Source organism: Pseudacidovorax sp. DMC4 (assembly GCF_056314265.1).
Window position 1 is genome coordinate 340,436 of sequence record NZ_JBQUYR010000002.1, and the last position, 23,600, is coordinate 364,035.

General features: G+C 66.6%; 20 protein-coding genes. 19 read left to right on the top strand and 1 reads right to left on the bottom strand.

The features are described 5' to 3' along the window. Positions 1-8: 8 nt before the first annotated feature. Positions 9-1,265, bottom strand: coding sequence for a D-amino acid dehydrogenase (locus ACT54X_RS05245; protein WP_476345425.1), 1,257 nt, complete (start codon positions 1,263-1,265; stop codon positions 9-11). 401 nt (positions 1,266-1,666) lie between these two features. Here ACT54X_RS05245 and rpsB point away from each other — a divergent pair, with 401 nt between their 5' ends. The 19 genes from rpsB to carB all read left to right on the top strand — a co-directional run bounded on the left by rpsB (position 1,667) and on the right by carB (position 23,571). After that, a complete protein-coding gene (rpsB, locus tag ACT54X_RS05250; RefSeq protein WP_234194139.1) occupies positions 1,667-2,428 on the top strand; it encodes a 30S ribosomal protein S2 in 762 nt (253 codons plus the stop codon). Positions 2,429-2,510: 82 nt separating this feature from the next. Then, entirely contained in the window at positions 2,511-3,434 is a 924-nt protein-coding gene (gene tsf, locus ACT54X_RS05255) for a translation elongation factor Ts (protein WP_294374870.1), read from the top strand. A 108-nt stretch (positions 3,435-3,542) separates the two neighbouring features. Then, the gene (gene pyrH, locus ACT54X_RS05260; protein ID WP_043112667.1) at positions 3,543-4,265 is read left to right on the top strand and encodes a UMP kinase; all 723 of its coding nucleotides are present in this window, start codon (positions 3,543-3,545) and stop codon (positions 4,263-4,265) included. Positions 4,266-4,280: 15 nt separating this feature from the next. Continuing rightward, positions 4,281-4,841 carry a ribosome recycling factor gene (gene frr, locus ACT54X_RS05265; RefSeq protein WP_294374872.1) on the top strand — a complete coding sequence of 187 codons (561 nt, stop codon included), beginning with the start codon at positions 4,281-4,283 and terminating at the stop codon, positions 4,839-4,841. Between the two features lie 109 nt (positions 4,842-4,950). Then, positions 4,951-5,652 (top strand): polyprenyl diphosphate synthase, encoded by a 702-nt coding sequence (uppS, locus tag ACT54X_RS05270; RefSeq protein WP_476345426.1) that lies wholly within the window; start codon positions 4,951-4,953, stop codon positions 5,650-5,652. A gap of 12 nt (positions 5,653-5,664) precedes the next feature. Next, positions 5,665-6,513 (top strand): phosphatidate cytidylyltransferase, encoded by an 849-nt coding sequence (locus ACT54X_RS05275; RefSeq protein ID WP_294374878.1) that lies wholly within the window; start codon positions 5,665-5,667, stop codon positions 6,511-6,513. A gap of 19 nt (positions 6,514-6,532) precedes the next feature. Continuing rightward, the gene (gene ispC / locus ACT54X_RS05280) at positions 6,533-7,711 is read left to right on the top strand and encodes a 1-deoxy-D-xylulose-5-phosphate reductoisomerase (protein ID WP_294374880.1); all 1,179 of its coding nucleotides are present in this window, start codon (positions 6,533-6,535) and stop codon (positions 7,709-7,711) included. Positions 7,712-7,730: 19 nt separating this feature from the next. Continuing rightward, positions 7,731-9,107 carry an RIP metalloprotease RseP gene (gene rseP / locus ACT54X_RS05285; RefSeq protein ID WP_476345428.1) on the top strand — a complete coding sequence of 459 codons (1,377 nt, stop codon included), beginning with the start codon at positions 7,731-7,733 and terminating at the stop codon, positions 9,105-9,107. A gap of 42 nt (positions 9,108-9,149) precedes the next feature. After that, positions 9,150-11,630: an outer membrane protein assembly factor BamA gene (gene bamA, locus ACT54X_RS05290; RefSeq protein WP_294374883.1), complete on the top strand. Its 2,481-nt coding sequence runs from the start codon at positions 9,150-9,152 to the stop codon at positions 11,628-11,630. An 8-nt stretch (positions 11,631-11,638) separates the two neighbouring features. Beyond that, the gene (locus ACT54X_RS05295) at positions 11,639-12,175 is read left to right on the top strand and encodes an OmpH/Skp family outer membrane protein (RefSeq protein WP_294374885.1); all 537 of its coding nucleotides are present in this window, start codon (positions 11,639-11,641) and stop codon (positions 12,173-12,175) included. A 10-nt stretch (positions 12,176-12,185) separates the two neighbouring features. Continuing rightward, on the top strand, positions 12,186-13,172 hold the full coding sequence (gene lpxD, locus ACT54X_RS05300; protein ID WP_476345430.1) for a UDP-3-O-(3-hydroxymyristoyl)glucosamine N-acyltransferase: 987 nt from the start codon (positions 12,186-12,188) through the stop codon (positions 13,170-13,172). Next, positions 13,169-13,621 (top strand): 3-hydroxyacyl-ACP dehydratase FabZ, encoded by a 453-nt coding sequence (fabZ, locus tag ACT54X_RS05305; RefSeq protein ID WP_017761652.1) that lies wholly within the window; start codon positions 13,169-13,171, stop codon positions 13,619-13,621. The genes lpxD and fabZ overlap by 4 nt, the downstream gene beginning before the upstream one ends. A gap of 3 nt (positions 13,622-13,624) precedes the next feature. Continuing rightward, positions 13,625-14,413, top strand: a complete 789-nt coding sequence (lpxA, locus tag ACT54X_RS05310) for an acyl-ACP--UDP-N-acetylglucosamine O-acyltransferase (RefSeq protein WP_017761651.1) — start codon at positions 13,625-13,627, stop codon at positions 14,411-14,413. A gap of 1 nt (position 14,414) precedes the next feature. Then, positions 14,415-15,569 (top strand): lipid-A-disaccharide synthase, encoded by a 1,155-nt coding sequence (gene lpxB / locus ACT54X_RS05315; RefSeq protein WP_354318951.1) that lies wholly within the window; start codon positions 14,415-14,417, stop codon positions 15,567-15,569. Beyond that, positions 15,541-16,242, top strand: a complete 702-nt coding sequence (gene rnhB / locus ACT54X_RS05320; RefSeq protein WP_476345432.1) for a ribonuclease HII — start codon at positions 15,541-15,543, stop codon at positions 16,240-16,242. Before lpxB ends, rnhB begins: the two co-directional genes overlap by 29 nt. A 41-nt stretch (positions 16,243-16,283) precedes the next feature. Then, positions 16,284-17,078 carry a TrmH family RNA methyltransferase gene (locus ACT54X_RS05325; RefSeq protein WP_476345659.1) on the top strand — a complete coding sequence of 265 codons (795 nt, stop codon included), beginning with the start codon at positions 16,284-16,286 and terminating at the stop codon, positions 17,076-17,078. Between the two features lie 158 nt (positions 17,079-17,236). Further along, positions 17,237-19,051: a GGDEF domain-containing protein gene (locus ACT54X_RS05330; RefSeq protein WP_476345434.1), complete on the top strand. Its 1,815-nt coding sequence runs from the start codon at positions 17,237-17,239 to the stop codon at positions 19,049-19,051. Positions 19,052-19,166: 115 nt separating this feature from the next. Further along, entirely contained in the window at positions 19,167-20,351 is a 1,185-nt protein-coding gene (gene carA, locus ACT54X_RS05335) for a glutamine-hydrolyzing carbamoyl-phosphate synthase small subunit (protein ID WP_294374894.1), read from the top strand. Then, positions 20,344-23,571: a carbamoyl-phosphate synthase large subunit gene (gene carB / locus ACT54X_RS05340; RefSeq protein ID WP_476345436.1), complete on the top strand. Its 3,228-nt coding sequence runs from the start codon at positions 20,344-20,346 to the stop codon at positions 23,569-23,571. Before carA ends, carB begins: the two co-directional genes overlap by 8 nt. The last annotated feature ends 29 nt before the right edge of the window (positions 23,572-23,600 follow it).

Genomic DNA, 23,600 nt, shown 5'->3' on the forward strand with positions numbered 1-23,600 from the left:
CGCGCGGGTCAGCGCCGCAGCAGGCGCTCCATGCCCAGGCCGTCGATGTCCACCTCGGGCTCGCGGTGAGCCACCAGATCGGCCAGCACGCGTGCGCTGCCGCATGACAGCGCCCAGCCGCTGGAGCCATGGCCCAGGTTCAGCCATACGCCGGGAACGCCGCTCGGGCCGATGATCGGCGGTCCGTCGGGCAGCATGGGGCGCGCGCCCTTCCACTGCTGCATGCCTGCGCTCAGATTGACGCCCCCCGGAAACCAGTCCTGCAGCACTTTGAAGAGCGTCGGCAGCGCCGCTGGATGGATGCGGCCGGGCTCGCCGCCGAGTTCGGCGCCACCCGCCACGCGCACCCGCTGGCCTTGCCGCGAGATGGCCACCTTGAAGCGCTCGTCCATCACGGCGCTGCGCGGTGCATTCAAGGGCTCGCGTATCGGTGCGCTGATCGAGTGCCCGTACACCGGTGCAAGCGGGATCTGCAGTCCGAGGGGCGCCAGAAGCGGGACGGCGCCCAGGCCGGCGCAGACGACAATGGCATCGAATGCCACCGACTCGGAGCCGGAGGCCAGGCTGAGCGAACGCGGATGCGCAGCCGACAGCGGCGCGATGTCGCAGCCGAAATGGAACTCGGCGCCCAGGGCCTCGGCTTCGCGCTTGAGTAGCAGCGCGAACTGCCGGCAGTTGCCGACCTCGTCCTGGGGCAGGTGGATGGCACCGGCCAGGGCCGTGCCTTCGGCCAGGCCGGGCTCGATCCGGCGGGCGGCATCGGCGTCGACCACTTCGAAGGCGGCGCCGGCTTCGCGCAGGACGTCCAGGCCGGGCTGGATTAGCTTCTGTTCGCGCGCGCCGCGCAGCAGGACGAGGTAGCCATCGCTGCGCTCATAGGCCAGCTCGCGGCTTTCCACGATTCCGTGCAGGCGCTGCCGGCTGTAGAAGGCCAGGCGCTGCATGCGGCCGCGGTTGGCCAGGTAGGTCTCGAGCCGGCAGGCCTTCTGCCAGGCGCGCATGAAAGCGAGGTCGCGGCGGTGCAGCGGCCAGCGCAGCTTGATGGCGCCATGGGCCGACAGCAGCGAGCGCAGCACCTTCATGCGCATGCCCGGCGCGGCCCACGGTGTGACGTAGCCGGGGGCGACGACTCCGGCGTTGGCGAAGCTCGATTCCTCGGCGGCCGCCTGGCGGCGTTCGAAGACGGCGACGTCGTGGCCGTCGCAGGCCAGTTCCCAGGCAGTGGTGACGCCGATGATCCCGGCGCCCACGATGGCGATTTTCATTGGAGAGCAGAGGAGGGCAGGGCACGCCGCGCGCGGTCAGCCGATGCGCGGAGCATAGTTCAGGCAACGTTTGTTGCCGGCTGTTGGCGGACGCGGGCCTGACCGGATCTGCGGAGAAGCGAGTCAGCTGCCGTCATGCGTCGATCGGCAAGGCCTGGCCGGGCGGCCACGTGGCGGGGCGCTGCCGTCGAGGAGGGGAGGGCACGTGATACACTCCCACGGTTTCGTCGGTCCCGGCTGTCTTTCTGCATGCCGGGCAGGGCCCAACGCAGCGGTACGGCTGTCTGGTCCGCCGGCGGAATTCATCCGCGAACCAGCCCATTCAAGGTGTTCGCCACCCGGCCCTGCTGCCGGATGCGATATGCGGGCTGGATTCAAGACCCAACCTTTGGAGAACTGCAATGTCCACCACCATGCGTGAGATGCTGGAAGCCGGCGTCCACTTCGGCCACCAGACCCGTTTCTGGAACCCCAAGATGGCGCCGTTCATCTTCGGCCACCGGAACAAGATCCACATCATCAACCTGGAAAAGTCGTTGCCGATGTTCCAGGACGCGCAGAAGTACGCCAAGCAGCTGGCTGCCAATCGCGGCACCATCCTGTTTGTCGGCACCAAGCGCCAAGCCCGTGAAATCGTCTCCGACGAAGCCCGCCGCGCCGGCATGCCTTTCGTCGAGACGCGTTGGCTCGGCGGCATGCTGACCAACTTCAAGACGGTCAAGACCTCCATCAAGCGCCTCAAGGACATGAAGGCCCAGCAGGAAGCCGGCCTCGAAGGCATGTCCAAGAAGGAACAGCTGACTTTCACCCGCGAGATCGAGAAGCTCGAGAAGGACATCGGCGGCATCCAGGACATGAACGCCCTGCCCGACGCCATCTTCGTGATCGACGTGGGCTTCCACAAGATCGCCGTGTCCGAAGCCCGCAAGCTGGGCATCCCGCTGATCGGCGTGGTCGACTCCAACCACTCGCCCGAAGGCATCGACTACGTGATCCCCGGCAACGACGACTCCTCCAAGGCCGTCGCCCTCTACGCACGTGGCATGGCCGACGCTGTCATCGAAGGCCGCAACAATGCCGTCAATGACGTGGTCAAGGCCGTCGCCGAAGGCGAAGGCGACGAATACGTCGAAGTCGAAGACAACGCTTCCGCCTCGGCCTGATTTCCAAGGCGGTCCGGAGAAGGGGCTTCGTGGCCCCTTTTTCGTTCCTCTGGCTACTGAAAACGATCTACGGAGTTAAGACATGGCAGCAATTACTGCAAGCATGGTCGCCGAGCTGCGCGCCAAGACCGATGCCCCCATGATGGAGTGCAAAAAGGCCCTGACCGAGGCCGAAGGCAACATGGAAAAGGCCGAAGAACTGCTGCGCGTCAAGCTGGGCAGCAAGGCCGGCAAGGCCGCCGCCCGCATCACCGCGGAAGGTGTGGTCGCCGTCAGCATCGAAGGTACCGTCGGCGCACTGATCGAAGTCAACAGCGAAACCGACTTCGTGAGCAAGAACGACAGCTTCATCGCCATGGCCCAGGCCGCGGCGCAACTGGTCGCCAAGCACAACCCGGCCGACGTGGCCGCCCTGGGCGCCCTGGAATACAGCCAGGACGGCTTCGGCCCCACGCTGGAAGACGTGCGCAAGGGCCTGATCGGCAAGATCGGCGAGAACATGTCGATCCGCCGCTTCAAGCGCTTCGACAACGGCGCCAAGCTGGCTTCCTACCTGCACGGCACCCGCATCGGCGTGGTTGTCGAGTACGAAGGTGACGACACGGCCGCCAAGGATGTGGCCATGCACGTGGCCGCCATGAAGCCGGTCGCCCTGTCGGCCAACGACGTGCCCGCCGAGCTGATCGAGAAGGAACGCGCCGTGGCCGCCGGCAAGGCTGAGGAAGACCGCAAGGCCGCTGAAGCTGCCGGCAAGAAGCCCCAGCCCGACGACATCGTGGCCAAGCGCATCGAAGGCGGCGTGCAGAAGTACCTCAAGGAGGTCTCGCTGTTCAACCAGGCCTTCGTCAAGAACGACAAGCAGACTGTCGAGCAGATGCTCAAGGAGAAGGCCACGACCGTGAAGGGCTTCACCCTGTACGTCGTCGGCGAAGGCATCGAGAAGAAGGTCGACGACTTTGCGGCCGAAGTCGCCGCACAGGTGGCTGCCGCCAAGGCCGGCGCCTGATTGCCCGCGCAAGCGGTGGCGGGCCCTGTAACGGGGCGTGCCACCGCTTTTTTCTTGCGCCTCACCACGTACACTCCCTCCCGCTTCAACATTCTGTTCCCATTGCCTATGCAAGACGCCTCTCCCGCCCATAAGCGTATTCTTCTCAAGCTGTCGGGTGAGGCGCTGATGGGCGACGACGCCTTCGGCATCAATCGGGCGACCATCGTGCGCATGGTCGAGGAAGTGGCTGAAGTGGTGCGTCTGGGCGTCGAGGTGGCGGTGGTCATCGGCGGCGGCAACATCTTCCGCGGCGTCGCGGGCGGTGCCGTGGGCATGGACCGTGCGACGGCCGACTACATGGGCATGCTGGCCACGGTCATGAACTCGCTGGCCCTGGCCGACGCCATGAACAAGCAGGGCCTGACCGCGCGCGTCATGTCGGCCATCGCCATCGACCAGGTGGTGGAGCCGTACGTGCGGCCCAAGGCGCTGCAGTACCTCGAAGAGGGCAAGGTGGTCGTGTTCGCCGCCGGCACCGGCAACCCCTTCTTCACCACGGACACCGCCGCTGCATTGCGCGGCGCTGAAGTGGGCGCCGAGCTGGTGCTCAAGGCCACCAAGGTCGACGGCGTGTACAGCGCCGATCCCAAGAAGGATCCGTCGGCCCAGCGCTATTCATCGCTGTCCTTCGACGAGGCCATTTCCCAGAACCTCGGCATCATGGACGCGACCGCCTTCGCGCTGTGCCGCGATCAGAAACTGCCCATCAAGGTGTTCTCCATCTTCAAGGCCGGTGCCCTCAAGCGCGTGGTGCTGGGTGAGGACGAAGGCACCTTGGTGCATGTCTGACAACGAGAACAAATCATGACCATTGCCGATATCCGCAGCGGGACCGAAGCCAAGATGAAGCAGACGCTGACCGCGCTGCAGGGCCATCTCGCCAAGATCCGCACGGGCCGCGCCAATCCGGCCTTGCTGGACAGCATCCATGTCGAGTACTACGGCTCGCAGGTGCCGCTGTCGCAGGTGGCCAATGTGGCCCTACTTGACGCACGCACCATCAGCGTCCAGCCCTGGGAAAAGAACATGGGCGCCAAGATCGAGAAGGCCATCCGCGAAAGCGATCTGGGCCTCAATCCCGCCAGCATGGGTGAGCTGATCCGCGTGCCGATGCCGCCGATGAGCGAGGAGCGCCGCAAGGAGATGACCAAGTTGGCGCGCCACGAGGGCGAGAACGCCAAGGTGGCCACGCGCAACCTTCGCCGCGACGCCAACGAGTCGGTCAAGAAGCTGGTCAAGGACAAGGCGGCGTCGGAAGACGACCAGAAGCGCGCCGAGGCCGAGATCCAGAAGATGACCGACCGCTACATCGCGGAGATCGACAAGCTGGTGGCGGCCAAGGAAGCCGACATCCTGGCCGTCTGAGGCCCGCCCTGTCGCGTCGCCCATTCCCCGTGTCTTTTCCGGAACGCCGGAGCCAGGAGCCGACCCGTCCATGACTGCCCAACGTGTGCCGCGCCATGTCGCCATCGTGATGGACGGCAACGGCCGCTGGGCGACGCGCCGGTTCCTTCCTCGGGTGGCCGGCCACCGTCAAGGCGTCGAATCGCTGCGTCGCTGCGTCCGTGCCTGCTCCGACCGCGGCATCGAGGTGCTGACTGTCTTTGCGTTCTCTTCGGAGAACTGGAACCGGCCCAAGGACGAAGTCTCCGGCCTGATGGACCTGCTGCTGCTGGTGTTGCAGCGCGAGGTGCCACGGTTGGCGGCGGACGGGGTGCAACTGCATTTCGTGGGTGATCGCACCGCCTTGTCGGCCCGGCTCGTGTCGGGCCTGTCCAAGGCCGAGGCGGACACTGCGCAGAACACGCGTCTGGTGCTGAACATCTGCTTCAACTATGGCGGCCGTTGGGACATCGCCCAGGCGGCGGCCCAGTTGGCCCGGCATGGTCATCCCATCACCGAGGAAAGCCTCGGCCGGGCCATGGCGCTGGCGCACAGCCCTGATCCGGACCTTGTGATCCGCACCGGTGGCGAACAGCGCTTCTCCAACTTTCTGCTCTGGCAGAGCGCCTACTCCGAGCTGTACTTCACAGACTGCCTGTGGCCGGAGTTCGACGAGGCCGCGCTCGATCTCGCGATCGAGGCCTTCCGTGGCCGCGAGCGTCGCTTCGGCAAAACCTCCGAGCAGCTGGTGGCGGGTCACCAACCGCAGCCGCTGCAAAGCCAGGTGGCCTGAGCGACGGTCTCCATGCTGAAGCAGCGCATCATCACCGCCCTCGTCCTGCTGGCCGTTCTGCTGCCGGCGCTGTTCTACCCATCGCCCGAGCCTTTCGCCTGCGTCATGTTGGTGCTGGTGGCCGCAGCAGGTTGGGAATGGGGCCGTCTCAACGGTTACCACCAGGGCATCGCCTTGCTGCTGGGCGGCGAGATGGTGCTGCTGTGCGCGTTGTCGTGGTGGCTGGGGCTGCTGTCGAAGCCGTTGCCTCTGCTGTGGACGGTGGCCGGTGCAGCGTGGGTGCTGGGTGGCGCCGCACTGCTGAAGCTGGCGGTGCCGGGCTGGCCGCATGTTCCAAAGGCCGTCCGTGTCGTTGGCGGGCTGCTGGCGCTGTGGGCGGCTTGGCTCGCGGCGGTGCAGGCGCGCACCATCGGCATCAATTTCCTGCTGTCGATTCTCGTGCTGGTCTGGGTGGCCGACGTGTTCGCGTACTTCGCGGGCCGCGCCTTCGGCCTTCGCTTCACCCATCGCAAGCTGGCGCCAGCCATCAGCCCTGGCAAGAGCTGGGAAGGGGTGTGGGGCGGCGTGGTCGGCGTGATCGTGCTGGCAGTTTGCTGGGTCTGGGCGGACCGGGTGGCCGCTGCCGTGGTCCCCAGCCTGTACACGCACCTGGCTGCACGCGGCTGGTGGCTGCTGCTGTTGGGCGTTGTGTTCCTTGCCGCGATGAGCGTGGTGGGCGACCTGGTCGAGTCGCTCATCAAGCGCAGCGCCGGCGCCAAGGACAGCAGCGGACTGTTGCCGGGCCACGGTGGCGTGCTCGACCGCATCGACGCGCTGCTCCCGACACTGCCACTGGCGATGATGCTGTCGTCACTGGCCTGATCTTCTTCAAGGGATTCCGGTGAGACAACGCGTGACCATCCTCGGGGCGACGGGCTCCGTGGGCACCAGCACCCTGGACGTGATCGCCCGCCATCCGGACCGTTACGAGGTCTTCGCCCTGACGGCCGCCACCCGCGTCGACGAACTGGCCGCACAGTGCCTGCGCTTCCGGCCCCGCTTCGCCGTCATGGCTGACGAGCTGGCGGCGCGCGATCTGGCCTCGCGCCTGGAGGCCGCCCAGTTGTCCACCCGCGTCCTGAGCGGCCCGCAGGCGCTGGACGAGGTGGCGGCGCATCCCGACGTCGATGCCGTGATGGCAGCCATCGTGGGCGCGGCCGGCCTGGCGTCGTGCCTTGCCGCCGCGGCGGCCGGCAAGCGGTTGCTGCTGGCCAACAAGGAGGCGCTGGTGGTGGGTGGCGCGCTGTTCATGGAGACGGTCCGCCGCGGTGGTGCGACCCTGCTGCCGATCGACAGCGAACATTCGGCCATCTTCCAGTGCCTGCCCGAAGACCCGGCCAGTTGGCCTCAGCGGGTCGAGCGGCTGATCCTCACCGCGTCGGGCGGCCCCTTCCGTGGGCGCGACCCGTCAACTCTCTCAGACGTGACGCCGGACCAGGCCTGCGCGCATCCCAACTGGGTGATGGGTCGCAAGATCTCGGTGGATTCCGCCACCATGATGAACAAGGCGCTGGAGGTGATCGAGGCCCGGCATCTGTTCGGGCTGCCCCCGTCGCGCATCGAGGTGACGCTCCATCCGCAGAGCGTCATCCACTCCATGGTGGAGTTCATCGACGGCTCCGTGCTCGCGCAACTGGGGACGCCCGACATGCGCGTGCCGATCGCCTGCGGTCTGGCCTGGCCCGAACGGGTGGAGAGCGGTTCGCAGCGGCTCGACTTCCGTCAGCTGGCTTCGCTGACCTTCGAGGAGGCCGACGAGCGGCGCTTCCCCGGGCTTAAGCTTGCCTGGCAGGTACTCGAGGCCGCGCCGGGCACGCCGGCGGTGCTCAACGCGGCGAACGAGGTGGCGGTGGCGGCCTTCCTGGACGGGCGGCTGCGCTTCGACAGGATCCACGCCGTCAACGTCGAAACTTTGGACCGTGTGCGGCCCTCGAAGGCGCAGTCCCTGGCCGATCTGCTGGATCTGGATGCGCAGGCCCGGCGTGCCGCCGAGCTTGCCGTCGGCCGGATGGCATCCTGACTGCAACCCCCTGCCTGCCATGCTCACCCTCGTTGCCTTCGTCGTCGCGCTGGGGCTGCTGATCGCCGTCCATGAATACGGCCATTACCGCGTGGCCGTGGCCTGCAATGTGCGGGTCATCCGTTTCTCCATCGGTTTCGGTCCCGCCTTGTTGCGGTGGAAGCCTCGCCGGCAGCGTCCCGGCCAGGACACGGAGTTCGTCGTGGGCGCGTTGCCGCTGGGCGGTTACGTGCGCATGCTCGACGAGCGCGAGGCACCGGTGGCGCCCGAAGAGCGCCATCGCGCTTTCAATACGCAACCCTTGAAGTCCCGGGCCGCCATCGTGGCTGCCGGCCCTGTGGCCAACCTGCTGCTGGCCGTTCTTCTCTACGCGGTGGTGGGATGGATCGGCGTCCAGGAGCCTGCAGCCGTGATCGGCAAGCCCGCCGAATCTTCCTTGGCTGCCGAGGCTGGGCTTCAGGGCGGCGAACGCGTGTTGGGGGTGGGGGATGATGGCGCCGACTCGCTCAGTCCCGTCTCCTCTTTCGAGGATCTTCGATGGCAGGCGACGCGAGCCGCCCTGGACGGCCGCGACCTCCGGCTCGAGATCGAAGGCGCCGCAGGCCGAGGAACGCGCGAGGTGGTGCTGCCGTTGAGCAGCATGGGTGCGCGAGATGCCGATCCGCAGATGTTCGCCAGGATCGGCCTGGCCGCGCCGTTCACCCGCCCGGTCATCGGCGAGGTCATGGCCGACGGGGCTGCGAGCCGGTCCGGCCTGAAGGCGGGCGACCAGGTCATATCGGTCGGCAGCACGATGGTGATCGACGGCCAGCACCTGCGCGAACTCATCCGCCGCTCGGTGGACGGGCGAGAAGGCCGCGCGCAACCCTGGCATATCGAGCGGGATGGGCGGATGCTGACGCTGGAGGTGCGGCCCGACGTCCGCGACGAGTCGGGCACCGCCATCGGACGAATCGGCGCCTATGTCGGGGCCGCGCCTGAGATGGTGACGGTGCGGCAGGGTCCGCTGGATGGCCTCGTCAAGGGCGTGCAGCGCACCTGGGAGGTGTCGACGCTGACGCTCAAGATGATGGGCAAGATGGTGATCGGGGAAGCGTCGATCAAGAACATCAGCGGGCCCCTCACCATCGCCGATTACGCGGGCAAGTCCGCCAGCCTGGGGCTGACCCAATACCTCGTCTTCCTGGCCCTCATTAGTGTGAGTCTGGGCGTACTGAACCTGCTGCCGCTGCCGGTCCTCGATGGGGGGCACCTGATGTATTATCTTTGGGAGGGCCTGACTGGCAGGGGCGTGTCCGACGCCTGGATGGAACGTCTTCAGCGCGGGGGTGTCGCGCTGCTGCTGGTGATGATGTCGATTGCACTCTTCAACGACGTGAATCGTCTCTTTGGTTAACCTTCAGCCGGCCCCTGGCGGCGCCGGCCTTCTTCTTCACACATGAACCAACAGATCAGTCGCTTTCGCCTGCGCAGCGTGGCAGCGGTGCTCACCAGTGCGTTGGCCGCGACGGCCGCCTGGGCCATTGAGCCGTTCACCGTCCGGGACATCCGCATCGAGGGCCTGCAGCGTGTCGAGCCCGGCACGGTGTTCGCTTCCATTCCCCTGCGCGTCGGCGAGACCTACACCGATGATCGCGGCTCCGCGGCCATCCGTGCGCTGTTCGACCTGGGCCTGTTCAAGGACGTACGCATCGACGTGAATGGCAATGTGGTGGTGGTGATCGTCGAGGAACGTCCCACCATTGCCGATGTCGACTTCGTGGGCGCCAAGGAGTTCGACAAGGAAGCGCTGAAGAAGGCGCTGCGCGAGGTCGGCCTGACCGACGGCCGTCCTTTCGACAAGGCGCTGGCGGATCGTGCAGAGCAGGAGCTCAAGCGCCAGTACATCTCCCGCAGCCTCTACAACGCCGAGGTGGTGACCACGGTGACGCCGATCGAGCGCAACCGGGTCAACCTCACGTTCACGGTCACCGAAGGGGCGCCCGCCCGCATCCGCGACATCCGGATCGTGGGTGCCAATGCCTTCAGCGAGTCCACGCTGCTCGGGCTGTTCGACCAGGACACCGGCGGCTGGTTGTCGTGGTACACCAAGTCGAACCAGTACTCGCGCACCAAGCTCAACGCCGACCTCGAGACGCTCAAGCAGTACTACATTACGCGTGGCTACATGGAGTTCCGCGTCGACTCCACGCAGGTGGCGATCTCGCCCAACCGGCAGGATCTGTCGATCACCGTCAACATCCACGAAGGTCCGAAGTACGTCGTATCGGGTGTCCGCCTCGATGGCAACTACCTCGGGCGTGACGACGAGTTCAAATCGCTGATCACCATCAAGCCCGGCGAGGCGTACAACGGTGAGCAGGTGACGGAGACCACCAAAGCCTTCAACGACTACTTCGCCAGCTTCGGCTATGCCTTCGCCCGTGTGCAGGCCAAGCCCGAGATCGATCGCGAGAACAACCGCGTCGCGCTGGTGCTTCAGGCCGATCCGTCGCGCCGCGTCTATGTGCGCCGGATCAACGTGTCCGGCAACAACAAGACGCGCGACGAAGTGATCCGCCGCGAGTTCCGCCAATTCGAGGCTTCGTGGTACGACGGCGATCGCATCAAGCTGTCGCGCGAGCGGGTGGACCGTCTGGGCTATTTCACCGAAGTCAACGTCGATACGCAGGAAGTGCCGGGTTCGCCAGACCAGGTCGACCTGACCTACAACGTGGTCGAGAAGCCGACGGGTTCGCTGCAACTGGGCGCAGGTTTCTCGAGTTCGGACAAGATCTCGCTGAACTTCGGTATCACGCAGGAGAACGTCTTCGGATCGGGCAACTACCTCGGTCTGAACGTCAACACCAGCAAGTACTACCGCACCATCTCGCTGACCACCACGGACCCGTACTTCACGCAGGACGGCATCTCCCGGACGATCAGCGTTTTCCATCAGACCACGCGGCCCTACTACAGCACCGACGGCGACTACTCGCTCGTGGCTGAGGGCGGCTCGATCCGTTTCGGCGTGCCGTTCAGCGAAGTGGACACGGTCTTCTTCGGTGCGGGCATCGAGCGCTACAAGTTCAAGCCGGGCGATGTGCCCGACTATTCGCTGCTCGCGCTCGTCAACCCGGCGCTGGCGACCTACTACCGCGACCTGTACGGCAAGTCGATCCCGCAGGCGTACCTGAACTACTTCCAGTGCGGCTTCCAGTATGGCGCGGGCGGCTACGCCACGTCGCTGGACTGCAACCGCGACTCGGTCTGGGGCGTGCCGCTGACGGTCGGCTGGGCCCGTGACGATCGAGACAGCGCTCTGGTTCCGACCAAGGGTCGCGTGCAGCGCGCCAACCTCGAGTTCGGCGTGGGCGGCGATTTCAGCTACGGCAAGACGAGCTACCAGTTCCAGCAGTACATCCCGCTGTCCAAGCAGTACACGTTGGCCCTCAACGCCGAACTGGGATACGCCAAGGCATTCGGCGGCAAGGACTTCCCGATCTTCAAGAACTTCTATGCCGGTGGCCTGGGCTCCATCCGTGGCTTCGAGCAGAACTCGCTCGGTCCGCGCGACACGGTCACGACCGCGGCACTGGGTGGCACGAAGAAGGCCGTGTTCAACATCGAACTGAGCACGCCGTTCCCGGGCGCGGGCAATGACCGCACGCTGCGTCTCTATACCTTCCTCGACGCCGGTAACGTGTTTGCCGACCGCCGCGACGGCCAGACCGATGAGCAGTGGAAGGCGCAGCAGCGCATCCGTGCCTCCTTCGGCCTGGGGATCAGCTGGATCTCGCCGCTCGGCCCCCTGCGCATCGCCTATGCAGTGCCGATCCGGCAGCAGAAGGAAGTGCCGGACCCCAACAATCCTCTCGTCCCGCTGGTGCCGGCGGACCGCACGCAGCGCGTCCAGTTCCAGATCGGTACGGCATTCTGAGTCAGTCAATGAAGAAGATGTACTCTTGGTCTGCTGCCGCACTGCTGGCAGGCCTGATGATGACGGGCGTGGCGCACGCCCAGGAAGCGTTCCGTTTTGGCGTGGTCAATCCTGATCGCGTGATGCGCGAGGCGCCTGCGGCCAAGGCCGCCCAGACTCGCCTGGAACAGGAGTTCCTCAAGCGCGAGAAGGATCTCAAGGACCAGGAAGCGGCACTCAAGGCGGCTTCGGACAAGCTGGAGCGCGATGCGCCGACCCTGTCCGAGACGCAGCGGACCCAGCGCCAGCGCCAACTGGTCGATCAGGACCGCGATTTCCAGCGCAAGCGCCGTGAGTTCCAGGAGGACCTCAACCTGCGTCGCAGCGAAGAACTGCAGAAGGTGTACGAAAGCGCGCAACGTGCGATCAAGCAGGTCGCCGAGGCCGAGAAGTACGACGTGATCCTTCAGGATGCGGTCTACGTCAATCCCAAGCACGACATCACCGACAAGGTGATCAAGGCCCTGAACGCCGCGGCCGCTCCGAACGGCAGCGGCAGCAAGTGACGCCGGCGCCGTGAGCCTGCTTCTGGGCGAGATCGTCGCTGTGCTCGGCGGCGAGTTGCTCGGCGATGCAGCGATGGTGGTGGAGCGGCTGGAGCCGCTAAGCGCGGCCGGCCCGGCCGCCATCAGCTTCCTGAGCCACCCTCGTTATCGCAAGGAACTGTTGGCCTCCCGGGCGGGCTGCGTCATCGTGGCCCCGTCCATGCGGGACGAGGCGATGGCGCGCGGAGCCTGCCTGGTCGTCGCGGATCCCTATCTCTACTTTGCCCGGCTGACACAGCTGTGGAAGGCACGGCACTCGCCCGCGCAGCCACCGGGCATCCATCCCTCGGCAGTGGTCGATGCGGGTGCGCATGTCGATGCGACGGCGGTCATCGGTCCGCTGTGCGTGGTCGAACGCGGTGCCCGCATCGGGGCTGGCACCGTCCTCAAGTCGCGCGTCACCGTCAGCGAGGACTGCGTCATCGGTGATCGCTGCCTGCTCCACCCTGGGGTCGTCATCGGCGCCGATGGCTTCGGACTGGCGCCTCATGAAGGTGCCTGGGTCAAGATCGAGCAGCTGGGGGCGGTACGCATCGGCAACGACGTGGAGATCGGTGCCAACACCTGCATCGACCGGGGCGCGCTGGAGGACACGGTGCTCGAGGACGGCGTCAAGCTGGACAACCTCATCCAGATCGGCCACAACGTGCGCGTCGGTCGCAACACGGCCATGGCCGGTTGCGTGGGCGTGGCAGGGAGCGCCGACATCGGCGCGCAGTGCACCATCGGCGGCGGCGCGGTGGTGCTCGGTCACCTCAAGCTGGCGGATGGCGTTCATGTCTCCGCCGCCACCGTGGTCACCCGTTCGATCCTCAAGCCGGGGCAGTACACTGGCGTGTTTCCCATCGATGACAACGCGGCCTGGGAGCGCAATGCCGCCACGCTGCGTCATCTGCACCAGTTGCGCGAGCGCCTGCGCGCGCTCGAGAAGCAAGCCGCCTCTGGCCTGACACCATGACGAACACGCTCGACATCCACCAGATCCTCAAGCTCCTGCCCCATCGCTACCCCTTCCTGCTGGTCGACCGGGTGCTGGACATGGAGAAGGGCAAGCGCATCACGGCGCTGAAGAACGTGACGATGAACGAGCCGTTCTTCAACGGCCACTTTCCGCATCGCCCGGTCATGCCCGGCGTGCTGATGCTGGAGGCCATGGCGCAGGCCGCGGCACTGCTGTCCTTCCGCTCGCTGGACATCGTGCCGGACGACAACACCGTCTATTACTTTGCCGCCATCGACGGCGCACGCTTCAAGCGTCCGGTGGAGCCGGGCGACCAGCTGACGCTCGAGGTCGAGATCGACCGCATGAAAGCGGGCATTTCCAAGTTCCGGGGCCGCGCCAAGGTGGGCGAAGAACTCGCGTGCGAGGCCGAGCTGATGTGTGCCATGCGTCGCATCGAGGCCTGAGGCATGCCCCAGATCCATCCGACCGCCATCGTCGACCCGGGCGCCGAGCTGGATGCGTCGGTCAGCGTCGGCCCTTACGCCGTGATCGGGCCGAAGGTCCGCATCGGGGCGGGCACCTCCGTCGGCCCGCACTGTGTGATCGAAGGGCGCACGACCATCGGACGTGACAACCGGATCTTCCAATTCGCGTCGCTCGGGGCGATCCCCCAGGACAAGAAATACGCCGGCGAGGATACGGCGCTCGAGATTGGCGACCGCAACACGATCCGGGAGTTCTGCACCTTCAACCTGGGCGTGCCAGGCGCCGGTGGTATCACGCGCGTGGGCCACGACAACTGGATCATGGCCTACAGCCACATCGCGCACGACTGTCGGGTCGGCGACCACACCACACTGTCCAACAACACCACCCTGGCAGGTCATGTGGAACTGGGCGACTGGGTGACGGTGGGCGGCCTGGTGGGCATCCACCAGTTCGTGAAGGTGGGGGCGCATGCGATGGTCGGTTTCGCGACCGCCGTTTCCCAGGACGTCCCGCCCTTCATGCTGGTCGATGGCAATCCCATGGCCGTTCGCGGCTTCAACATCGTGGGCCTGAAGCGCCGGGATTTTTCGGCAGCGCGTCTTGCGGCCATCAAGCAGATGCATCGCCTGTTGTATCGCCAGGGCCGCACGCTCGACGACGCCCGCGCCGCCATCGACGCACTCGCCGTCGACATGCCCGATGCGGCAGTCGACGTTCAGCTGATGAGCGCCTTTCTCGCGGACAGCACGCGCGGCATTGCACGCTGACATGGCGGGGACTTCCGTGTCTTCGCGCCAGTTCGCGATGGTCGCGGGCGAGGCGTCCGGCGATCTCCTGGCCAGCCTGCTCATCGACGGTCTCAAGCCCCGTTGGCCCGACGCCTCGCTGGTGGGCATCGGTGGGCCGCAGATGCTTGCCCGCGGATTCCAGAGCTGGTGGCCCCAGGAAAAGCTCGCCGTGCGCGGCTACATCGAGGTGCTGCGCCACTATGCCGAGATCGCCGGCATCCGCAGGCACTTGCGGGCCCGCTTGCTGCGCGAATGGCCACAGCTGTTCATCGGTGTCGACGCCCCCGATTTCAACCTCGATCTCGAGGCCGCCCTGCGCGGGCGCGGCATCCGCACCGTTCACTTCGTCTGCCCCTCCATCTGGGCATGGCGGGCAGACCGCATCGAGAAGATCCGCGCCGCCGCTGACCATGTGCTGTGCATCTTCCCCTTCGAGCCTGCGCTGCTGGCGGAGCAGGGCGTCTCGGCCAGCTACGTGGGCCATCCGCTGGCGAATGTGATCCCGATGGAGGTGGATCAGCGTGCGGCCCGCCGCGCCCTGGATCTGGACGAAGACCGGCCCGTGGTCGCCCTCCTGCCCGGCAGCCGGCGTTCGGAACTGCGGTATCTGGCGACACGTTTCTTTGCCGCCGCTGCGCGCATGCGGCGCAGCCGGCCGGAGCTCCAGTTCGTGGCGCCCATCATCCCCAGTCTGCGCGGGGAGGCCGAGACCTTGCTGGCAGCCAGCGAGATGGCCGGCGCGATCAGGCTCGTCGACGGCCGCTCGCACCAGGTGCTGGCCAGCTGCGACGTGACGCTGATCGCCAGCGGTACGGCCACGCTGGAGGCGGCGCTCTTCAAGCGGCCCATGGTGATCGCCTACAACATGAACCGCGTCTCCTGGCACCTCATGCACCGACAGCAGCTGCAGCCCTGGGTGGGACTGCCGAACATCCTGTGCAGCGATTTCGTGGTGCCGGAATTGCTGCAGGAAGCTGCCACGCCGCAGGCACTCGCGGATGCCACGCTGGCGTGGCTTGACGCGCCGGAACGCGTTGCCGCACTGCGCCAGCGGTTTACGCAACTCCATGGTGAGTTGCTGCGTGACACCCCCACACTCTGTGCCGATGCGATCGAGAAAGTCCTCCAAGCCTGAACAGGTGCCCCTCGCGTGGGATGCCCCGGGCCTGCTGGCCGGCGTGGACGAGGCCGGGCGCGGCCCCCTGGCCGGACCGGTGGTGGCGGCGGCGGTGATCCTGGACGACCTGCACCCCATCAAGGGCCTGGCCGATTCCAAGGTGCTCACGCCGCTGCGGCGCGAGAAACTGCACGACGAGATCCTGGCCAAGGCACTGTGCTGCTCGATCGCCACCGCCACGGTGGAAGAGATCGACACCCACAACATCCTGCAGGCGACGATGCTGGCCATGCGCCGCGCCGTGCAGGGCCTGCGCCTTCGACCCTCCAAGGTGATGGTCGACGGCAACCGCCTGCCGCCCCTGGATGTGCTGGCCGAAGCCATCGTCAAGGGCGACGCACGGGTGAAGGCCATTTCCGCCGCCTCGATCCTCGCCAAGGTCCATCGGGACCGGCTGTGCCTGGCGCTGCACGATGAGTTTCCGCAGTATGGCTTTGCCGCCCACAAGGGCTATGGCACCCCCGAGCACCTGGCGGCGTTGCGCCAGCACGGTGCCTGCGTCCATCACCGGCGTTCGTTCTCGCCTGTAGCGCAGGCGCTGCAGGTGGCCGGCGTGCCGCCCGTGGTGGTGCGGGTGGAGAGCGCGGTGCGGGTGCAGATGGCCGCGTCACCGGAGCGGCTGCTGCCATGAGTGCGGGTTCGACGGGCCCGGACGGTTCCCGCTCGCCGGCCATGGCGCACCGTGCGGCCGAGCCCGTGCGCATCAGCTCGCGCGACAACCCGCTTCTGAAGGATTTGCGTCGCCTGGCCCGCGATGGCGCCGCCTACCGCCGCCTGGGACGGCTCTGGCTGGAGGGGGACCACCTTTGCAGCGCGGCGCTGAATCGGGGCCTTCGGCCGGCGGCTGCGGTCTTTGCGGAATCCTTCTGGGCCCACGCGCCGAAGCAGCTCGCCGAGGCGGCGCCCAAGATCTTCCTGCTGCCGGACGCGCTGCTGGCGGAGGCCAGTGGACTGGAGTCACCCGCGCCGGTCGGCTTCCTGATGGATCTGCCTGAGCAGCATTCCGTCCAGGCGGGACTGGCGTCGGTCGTGCTCGACCGCCTTCAGGATCCCGGCAACGTCGGCTCCATCCTGCGCAGTGCATCTGCCTTTGGGTTCGGGCAGATCCTGGCACTCAAGGGAACGGTGGCGCTATGGTCGCCGAAGGTGATGCGCGCGGGCATGGGGGCGCACTTCGCCTTGCGGCTCGTTGAAGGCCTGGAGCCCGAGGCCGTGGGCGATCTTGGCCTGCCGCTGCTGGCCACGAGCTCCCATCGAGGACTCTGGCTGCACCAGGCCCCGTTGCCCTGGCCCTGCGCCTGGATGATGGGGCACGAAGGGCAGGGGTTGGGCGCAGGGCTCGATGCGCGGGCTGATCTGCACATCCGCATTGCGCAGCCGGGCGGCGAGGAGTCGCTCAACGTCGCAGCCGCAGCCGCCGTCTGCCTTCATGCCAGTGCCGCCTTGAAGCTGTCCGCGCAGCCCTGACGAGGGAACCGCCTGGGGCGTGCAACGCGCTTCCGGGAGTGCGATTTTTCACACTTGTGCGTAACTTGCTGGGCAAGTGGCGCCCGTTGGGGCAGAATTGTGAACTTTCGTGTCAAAAACATTGACCGAGTTGGCGGGGACGTCAGCCAGGATCGTGTTTGCGCTCGTTCATGCAACATCACGGTGGCAACGGTGCGGCGCCCCAGGTGCTGAATCAGCTGGTCAATGCGGTGGTAGCGGCCGTGCTGCTGATGGCGGCGGTGTTTGCTGCACTCGTGTTCACCTGGTCGGTCCAGCGCGTGCGTGCGGTGCACGAGATCGAAGACCAGCTGCAGGTGTATCGCCTCGCCCTGAGCGCGGTCGAACAGGTGTCCGCCGAGCGCGGGCCGATGAATGCAGCCCTCGGACGCCCCGGCCAGTTCGCGCCGACGCTGGATGCGGCGCGCCGCAAGACAGACATTTCCCTCGAAGCCCTCCGACGTGCCGCGTCGGCCTGCAGTTCCTGCCAGCTGGGCCCCTACGAATTCGCGGCCATCGAGAGCGAGTTGCAGCAGGCCCGCACGCAGGTGCAGGCCTTGCTGACGCAGACGCTCGCGCAGCGTGACCCGGGGCAGATGGCCCTGACTATCGAGCGCATGATCGGCGTCGTCGATCTCGAGTTCCGACTGATCGACCAACTCGGCCAGAACCTCCAGCGGCTCGCGCCGGAGATTGCCGCCCCGGTGACCCGGGCCCGGCTGGCCGCCCGCCTGAGGGAGAACGCAGGGCGCCTGGGCTCCCGGTTGACCGTGGCCCTGGCCACCCAGCGCGAGCTGTCCGTCCCTGAGCGGCAGGGGGTCGCCGAGCTGCTGGGACGGATCCGCCAGCTCAGCGAACTGCTGCAGGCATCGATACCTGCCGCGCAGGGCCAGGGTGAAGAAGCCCGGGCCTTTGGTCGCGTGGCCGACATCTACTTCGGCCAGGGCATGCCCTATTTCGACGCGACGCTCGAGCGCATGGCCCAGCATCGCGGTCCGACGCCTGCCGAGTTCGCGGAGGCCTATGTCCCCACCATGGCGCCGATCGTGGCGCTGCGGGACCTGGAGACCCGGCTGGCGCAGAACCATCTCTCCGGTCTGCACGATCGCGCCTGGTGGGTGCTGGTGGGCGTGGTGGTCGCCACGCTGTCGCTGACGATGCTGCTGGCCGTGGGTCTCGTGATGCTCAATCGTCGGCTGCTCTCACCCCTGCTCGACACCGTGCACCGGCTGATCGGCCTGACCCAGGAAGACACCACGTTCACGCCGCTGGCGCCGGCGCAGCGGCGCGGCGGGTATGCGCGTGAGCTGCGGACCATCTTTGCTGCTCTGCGCCACCTGGAGGAACTGCTTCAGCGCTCGATCCATGTGCGGCGGGAGCGCGATGCACTGATCGCCCGCCTGCATGTCCTTGCAGGGACGGATCATCTGACCGGCCTGCCCAACCGTCGCACCTTCGAGCAGCGGCTTCTGCAGGCCAGCGCGGAAAGCGGCGGCCAGATGCTGGCGCTGATCATGTTCGACATCGACCACTTCAAGCAGATCAATGACCAGCATGGGCATGAGGTTGGCGACCAGTTGCTGCGACAACTGGCGGACCGGCTGCGGTCGACCCTGCACCGGCCCGACCAGACCGCACGTATCGGGGGCGAGGAGTTCGTGGTGTTCCAGGCCGTGGCCCGCCCGGCCGAGGCGATGGCGTTGGCGGAACACCTGCGCAGCGCCCTGGGGCGGCCGTTCTCGATTCCGGACCACGGCACCATGGCCGTGACTGCGAGCTTCGGCGTGGCGCTCACGCGCCAGAACGCGAGGCTGCACACCCATGAACTGCTGCGCCGCGCCGACCAGGCCCTCTACCGGGCGAAGCGGGCCGGGCGCAACCGCTGCGAGATGGCGGACTTCGATGTCTCGGCATACACCAGCCGGCTGGAAGGTGAGGCGGCGAGGCTACAATAGGCGGCTTTTCGCAAACCGCGTCGCCCGATTCTTTTCTTCGCCAGAAAATTCCCTAGCACCGTTCGCAGCCAGCGCGGCCACGAACCTTGGGCGACCGTCTTATCCGGAGAACCCAGTGCTTTTGTCCCTCCAAGGGTCTTTTTCGCCCGCCATCCTGGCGCTCGCTGACGGCACGGTCTTTCTCGGCAAGTCGATCGGTGCCCCGGGCACCACAGTCGGCGAGGTGGTGTTCAACACCGCCATCACCGGCTACCAGGAAATCCTCACCGACCCCAGTTACTGCCAGCAGATCGTCACCCTGACGTATCCGCACATCGGCAACTACGGCGTCAACGAGGAAGACATCGAAGCCGACAAGATCCAGGCCGCCGGGCTCATCATCAAGGACCTGCCGCTGCTGGCGTCCAACTTCCGCAAGACGCGCAGCCTGAGCGAATACCTCGCCGCCAACGGCACCGTCGCCATTGCCGGCATCGACACCCGCCGCTTGACCCGCCACCTGCGCACCCACGGTGCGCAGAACGGCACCATCGTCGGCCTGGTCGCCGGCGAGACGCCCACGCAGGAACGCATCGACGCCGCCATCGCCGCCGCCAAGGCGGCGCCTTCGATGGCCGGCCTGGACCTGGCCAAGGTGGTCTCCACCCGCCAGACCTACGAGTGGACGCAGACCGAGTGGAAGCTGGGCGCCGGCTACGGCGTGCAGATCACGCCGCGCTTCCATGTCGTGGCCTTCGACTTCGGCGTCAAGAAGAACATCCTGCGCATGCTGGCGCAGCGCGGCGCCCGCATCACGGTGGTGCCGGCGCAGACGCCTGCGGCCGACGTGCTCAAGCTCAAGCCCGATGGCGTCTTCCTGGCCAACGGCCCCGGCGATCCGGAGCCCTGCGACTACGCCATCACGGCGACGCGCGAGCTGATCGAGACCGGCATCCCCACCTTCGGCATCTGCCTGGGCCACCAGATCATGGCGCTGGCCTCGGGGGCCAAGACCTTCAAGATGAAGTTCGGCCACCATGGCGGCAACCATCCGGTGAAGGACCTGGACTCCGGCCGCGTCTCCATCACCAGCCAGAACCACGGTTTCGCGGTGGACGAGAAGACGCTGCCCGCCAACCTGCGTGCGACGCACATCAGCCTGTTCGACAACACGCTGCAGGGACTGGCCCGCACCGACAAGCCGGCCTTCTGCTTCCAGGGGCACCCTGAGGCATCGCCCGGCCCGCACGACATCGGCTACCTCTTCGACCGCTTCACGGCCCTCATCGAAAAACACAAGGCGGAGGCGGTGAATGCCTAAGCGCACAGACATCAAGAGCATCCTCATCATCGGCGCCGGCCCCATCGTCATCGGCCAGGCCTGCGAGTTCGACTACTCCGGCGTACAGGCCTGCAAGGCGCTGCGCGAGGAGGGCTACAAGGTCATCCTGATCAACAGCAACCCCGCGACGATCATGACCGACCCGGCCACGGCTGACGTCACGTACATCGAGCCCATCACCTGGCCCACGGTCGAGAAGATCATCGCCAAGGAGCGCCCCGACGCGATCCTGCCCACCATGGGCGGCCAGACGGCGCTGAACTGCGCGCTGGACCTGTGGCGCAACGGCGTGCTCGACAAGTACAAGGTCGAGCTGATCGGCGCCACGCCCGAGGCCATCGACAAGGCCGAAGACCGCCTGAAGTTCAAGGACGCGATGACCAAGATCGGCCTGGGCTCGGCGCGCTCGGGCATCGCCCACAGCATGGAAGAAGCCTGGGCGGTTCAGAAGAGCGTCGGGTTCCCGACCGTGATCCGGCCCAGCTTCACACTGGGCGGCACCGGCGGCGGCATCGCCTACAACCCGGAAGAGTTCGAGACCATCTGCAAGCGCGGCCTGGAAGCCTCGCCCACCAACGAGCTGTTGATCGAAGAGTCGCTGCTCGGCTGGAAGGAGTACGAGATGGAAGTGGTCCGCGACAAGGCGGACAACTGCATCATCGTGTGCTCCATCGAGAACCTGGATCCGATGGGCGTGCACACCGGCGACTCCATCACCGTCGCGCCGGCGCAGACGCTGACCGACAAGGAATACCAGATCATGCGCAACGCCAGCCTGGCGGTGCTGCGCGAGATCGGCGTCGACACCGGCGGCTCCAACGTGCAGTTCTCGGTCAATCCGAAGGACGGCCGGATGATCGTCATCGAGATGAACCCGCGCGTGTCGCGCTCGTCGGCGCTGGCCTCCAAGGCCACGGGCTTTCCAATCGCCAAGGTCGCGGCCAAGCTGGCCGTGGGCTACACGCTCGATGAACTGCGCAACGAGATCACGGGCGGCGCCACGCCGGCCTCCTTCGAGCCCAGCATCGACTACGTGGTCACCAAGATCCCGCGCTTCGCCTTCGAGAAGTTCCCGCAGGCCGATTCGCGCCTGACCACGCAGATGAAGTCCGTGGGCGAGGTGATGGCCATGGGCCGCACCTTCCAGGAGTCCTTCCAGAAGGCGCTGCGCGGCCTGGAAGTGGGCGTGGACGGCATGAACGAGAAGACCCAGGACCGCGAAGTGCTCGAGAAGGAACTGGGCGAGCCCGGTCCCGAGCGCATCTGGTATGTGGGCGATGCCTTCGCCCAGGGCCTGAGCGTGGACGAGGTGTTCGAGCTGACCAAGATCGACCGCTGGTTCCTGGTGCAGATCGAGGAGATCGTGAAGATCGAGCTCGAGCTGGAGACCAAGACGCTGGACGACATCGACGCCGACACGCTGCGCGTGCTCAAGCAGAAGGGCTTCTCGGACCGCCGCCTGGCGCGCCAGCTCAAGACCACCGACAAGGCCATCCGCGACAAGCGCCGCGCCCTGGGCATCCGCCCGGTCTACAAGCGCGTGGACACCTGCGCGGCCGAGTTCGCCACCGACACGGCCTACATGTACTCCACGTACGACGAGGAGTGCGAGGCCGAGCCGACGACCAACAAGAAGATCATGGTGCTCGGCGGCGGTCCCAACCGCATCGGCCAGGGCATCGAGTTCGACTACTGCTGCGTGCATGCGGCGCTGGCGATGCGCGAGGACGGGTATGAGACCATCATGGTCAACTGCAACCCCGAGACCGTCTCGACCGACTACGACACCTCCGACCGCCTGTACTTCGAGCCGCTGACGCTGGAAGACGTGCTGGAGATCGTCGACAAGGAAAAGCCCACCGGCGTGATCGTGCAGTACGGCGGCCAGACGCCGCTGAAGCTCGCGCTCGACCTGGAGGCCAACGGCGTGCCGATCATCGGCACCACGCCGGACATGATCGACGCTGCGGAAGACCGCGAGCGCTTCTCGGCGCTGCTGCGCGAACTGAATCTCAAGCAGCCGCCCAACGCCACCGCCCGTACCGAGGCCGAGGCGCTGGAAAAGGCCTCGTCGCTGGGCTATCCGCTGGTCGTGCGTCCCAGCTACGTGCTCGGCGGCCGTGCGATGGAGATCGTGCACGAGCAACGCGATCTGGAGCGCTACATGCGCGAGGCCGTCAAGGTGAGCAACGACTCGCCGGTGCTGCTGGACCGCTTCCTGAACGACGCCGTCGAATGCGACGTGGACTGCATCCGCGATGCCGAGGGCGCAACGCTCATCGGCGGCGTGATGGAGCACATCGAGCAGGCCGGCGTGCACTCGGGTGACTCCGCTTGCTCCCTGCCGCCGTACAGCCTCAAGGCCGAGACCATCGCCGAGCTCAAGCGCCAGAGCGCCGCCATGGCCAAGGCGCTGAACGTGGTCGGCCTGATGAACGTGCAGTTCGCCATCCAGGAAAAAGATGGCCAGGACGTGATCTACGTGCTGGAAGTGAACCCGCGCGCCTCGCGCACGGTGCCCTATGTGAGCAAGGCCACGGGCATCCAGCTGGCCAAGGTGGCGGCGCGCTGCATGGCCGGCCAGTCGCTGGCCAGCCAGGGCGTCACCAAGGAAGTCACGCCGCCGTACTTCAGCGTCAAGGAAGCGGTGTTCCCCTTCGTCAAGTTCCCGGGCGTCGATCCGATCCTCGGGCCGGAGATGAAGTCCACCGGCGAGGTGATGGGCGTGGGCAAGACCTTCGGCGAGGCCTTCGTCAAGAGCCAGCTGGGCGCCGGCACCATCCTGCCGAAGTCGGGCAAGGTCTTCATCTCGGTGAAGAACAACGACAAGGCCCGTGCGGTCGAATGCGCCCGCGGCCTGGCCAAGCTGGGCTTCGAGCTGATCGCCACCAGGGGCACGGCCGCGGCCATCCAGGCGGCGGGCCTCAACTGCGCGGTGGTCAACAAGGTGACCGAAGGCCGTCCGCACATCGTGGACATGATCAAGAACAACGAGATCGCCCTGGTCATCAACACGGTGGAAGAGCGCCGCAACGCCATCACCGATTCCCGCCTGATCCGCACCTCGGCGCTGCTGGCCCGTGTGACGACCATCACGACGATCTTCGGCGCCGAAGCGGCTGTCGAGGGCATGCAGCACCTGCAGGACCTGGGCGTGATCTCGGTGCAGGAGATGCACGCGGAGCTGGCCGGCGCCTGACCGCCGCGGCGAGCGATCCCCTGGGGCTC

Bases quoted from the DNA above. Each gene is read 5' to 3' on its own strand.
- bamA (WP_294374883.1), top strand. From the start codon at position 9,150: ATGAACCAACAGATCAGTCGCTTTCGCCTGCGCAGCGTGGCAGCGGTG.
- rpsB (WP_234194139.1), top strand. From the start codon at position 1,667: ATGTCCACCACCATGCGTGAGATGCTGGAAGCCGGCGTCCACTTCGGC.
- carB (WP_476345436.1), top strand. From the start codon at position 20,344: ATGCCTAAGCGCACAGACATCAAGAGCATCCTCATCATCGGCGCCGGC.
- lpxA (WP_017761651.1), top strand. From the start codon at position 13,625: ATGCCCCAGATCCATCCGACCGCCATCGTCGACCCGGGCGCCGAGCTG.
- pyrH (WP_043112667.1), top strand. From the start codon at position 3,543: ATGCAAGACGCCTCTCCCGCCCATAAGCGTATTCTTCTCAAGCTGTCG.
- uppS (WP_476345426.1), top strand. From the start codon at position 4,951: ATGGACGGCAACGGCCGCTGGGCGACGCGCCGGTTCCTTCCTCGGGTG.
- ACT54X_RS05275 (WP_294374878.1), top strand. From the start codon at position 5,665: ATGCTGAAGCAGCGCATCATCACCGCCCTCGTCCTGCTGGCCGTTCTG.
- rseP (WP_476345428.1), top strand. From the start codon at position 7,731: ATGCTCACCCTCGTTGCCTTCGTCGTCGCGCTGGGGCTGCTGATCGCC.
- tsf (WP_294374870.1), top strand. From the start codon at position 2,511: ATGGCAGCAATTACTGCAAGCATGGTCGCCGAGCTGCGCGCCAAGACC.
- frr (WP_294374872.1), top strand. From the start codon at position 4,281: ATGACCATTGCCGATATCCGCAGCGGGACCGAAGCCAAGATGAAGCAG.
- ACT54X_RS05295 (WP_294374885.1), top strand. From the start codon at position 11,639: ATGAAGAAGATGTACTCTTGGTCTGCTGCCGCACTGCTGGCAGGCCTG.
- fabZ (WP_017761652.1), top strand. From the start codon at position 13,169: ATGACGAACACGCTCGACATCCACCAGATCCTCAAGCTCCTGCCCCAT.
- rnhB (WP_476345432.1), top strand. From the start codon at position 15,541: ATGCGATCGAGAAAGTCCTCCAAGCCTGAACAGGTGCCCCTCGCGTGG.
- lpxB (WP_354318951.1), top strand. From the start codon at position 14,415: ATGGCGGGGACTTCCGTGTCTTCGCGCCAGTTCGCGATGGTCGCGGGC.
- ACT54X_RS05325 (WP_476345659.1), top strand. From the start codon at position 16,284: ATGGCGCACCGTGCGGCCGAGCCCGTGCGCATCAGCTCGCGCGACAAC.
- ACT54X_RS05245 (WP_476345425.1), bottom strand. From the start codon at position 1,265: ATGAAAATCGCCATCGTGGGCGCCGGGATCATCGGCGTCACCACTGCC.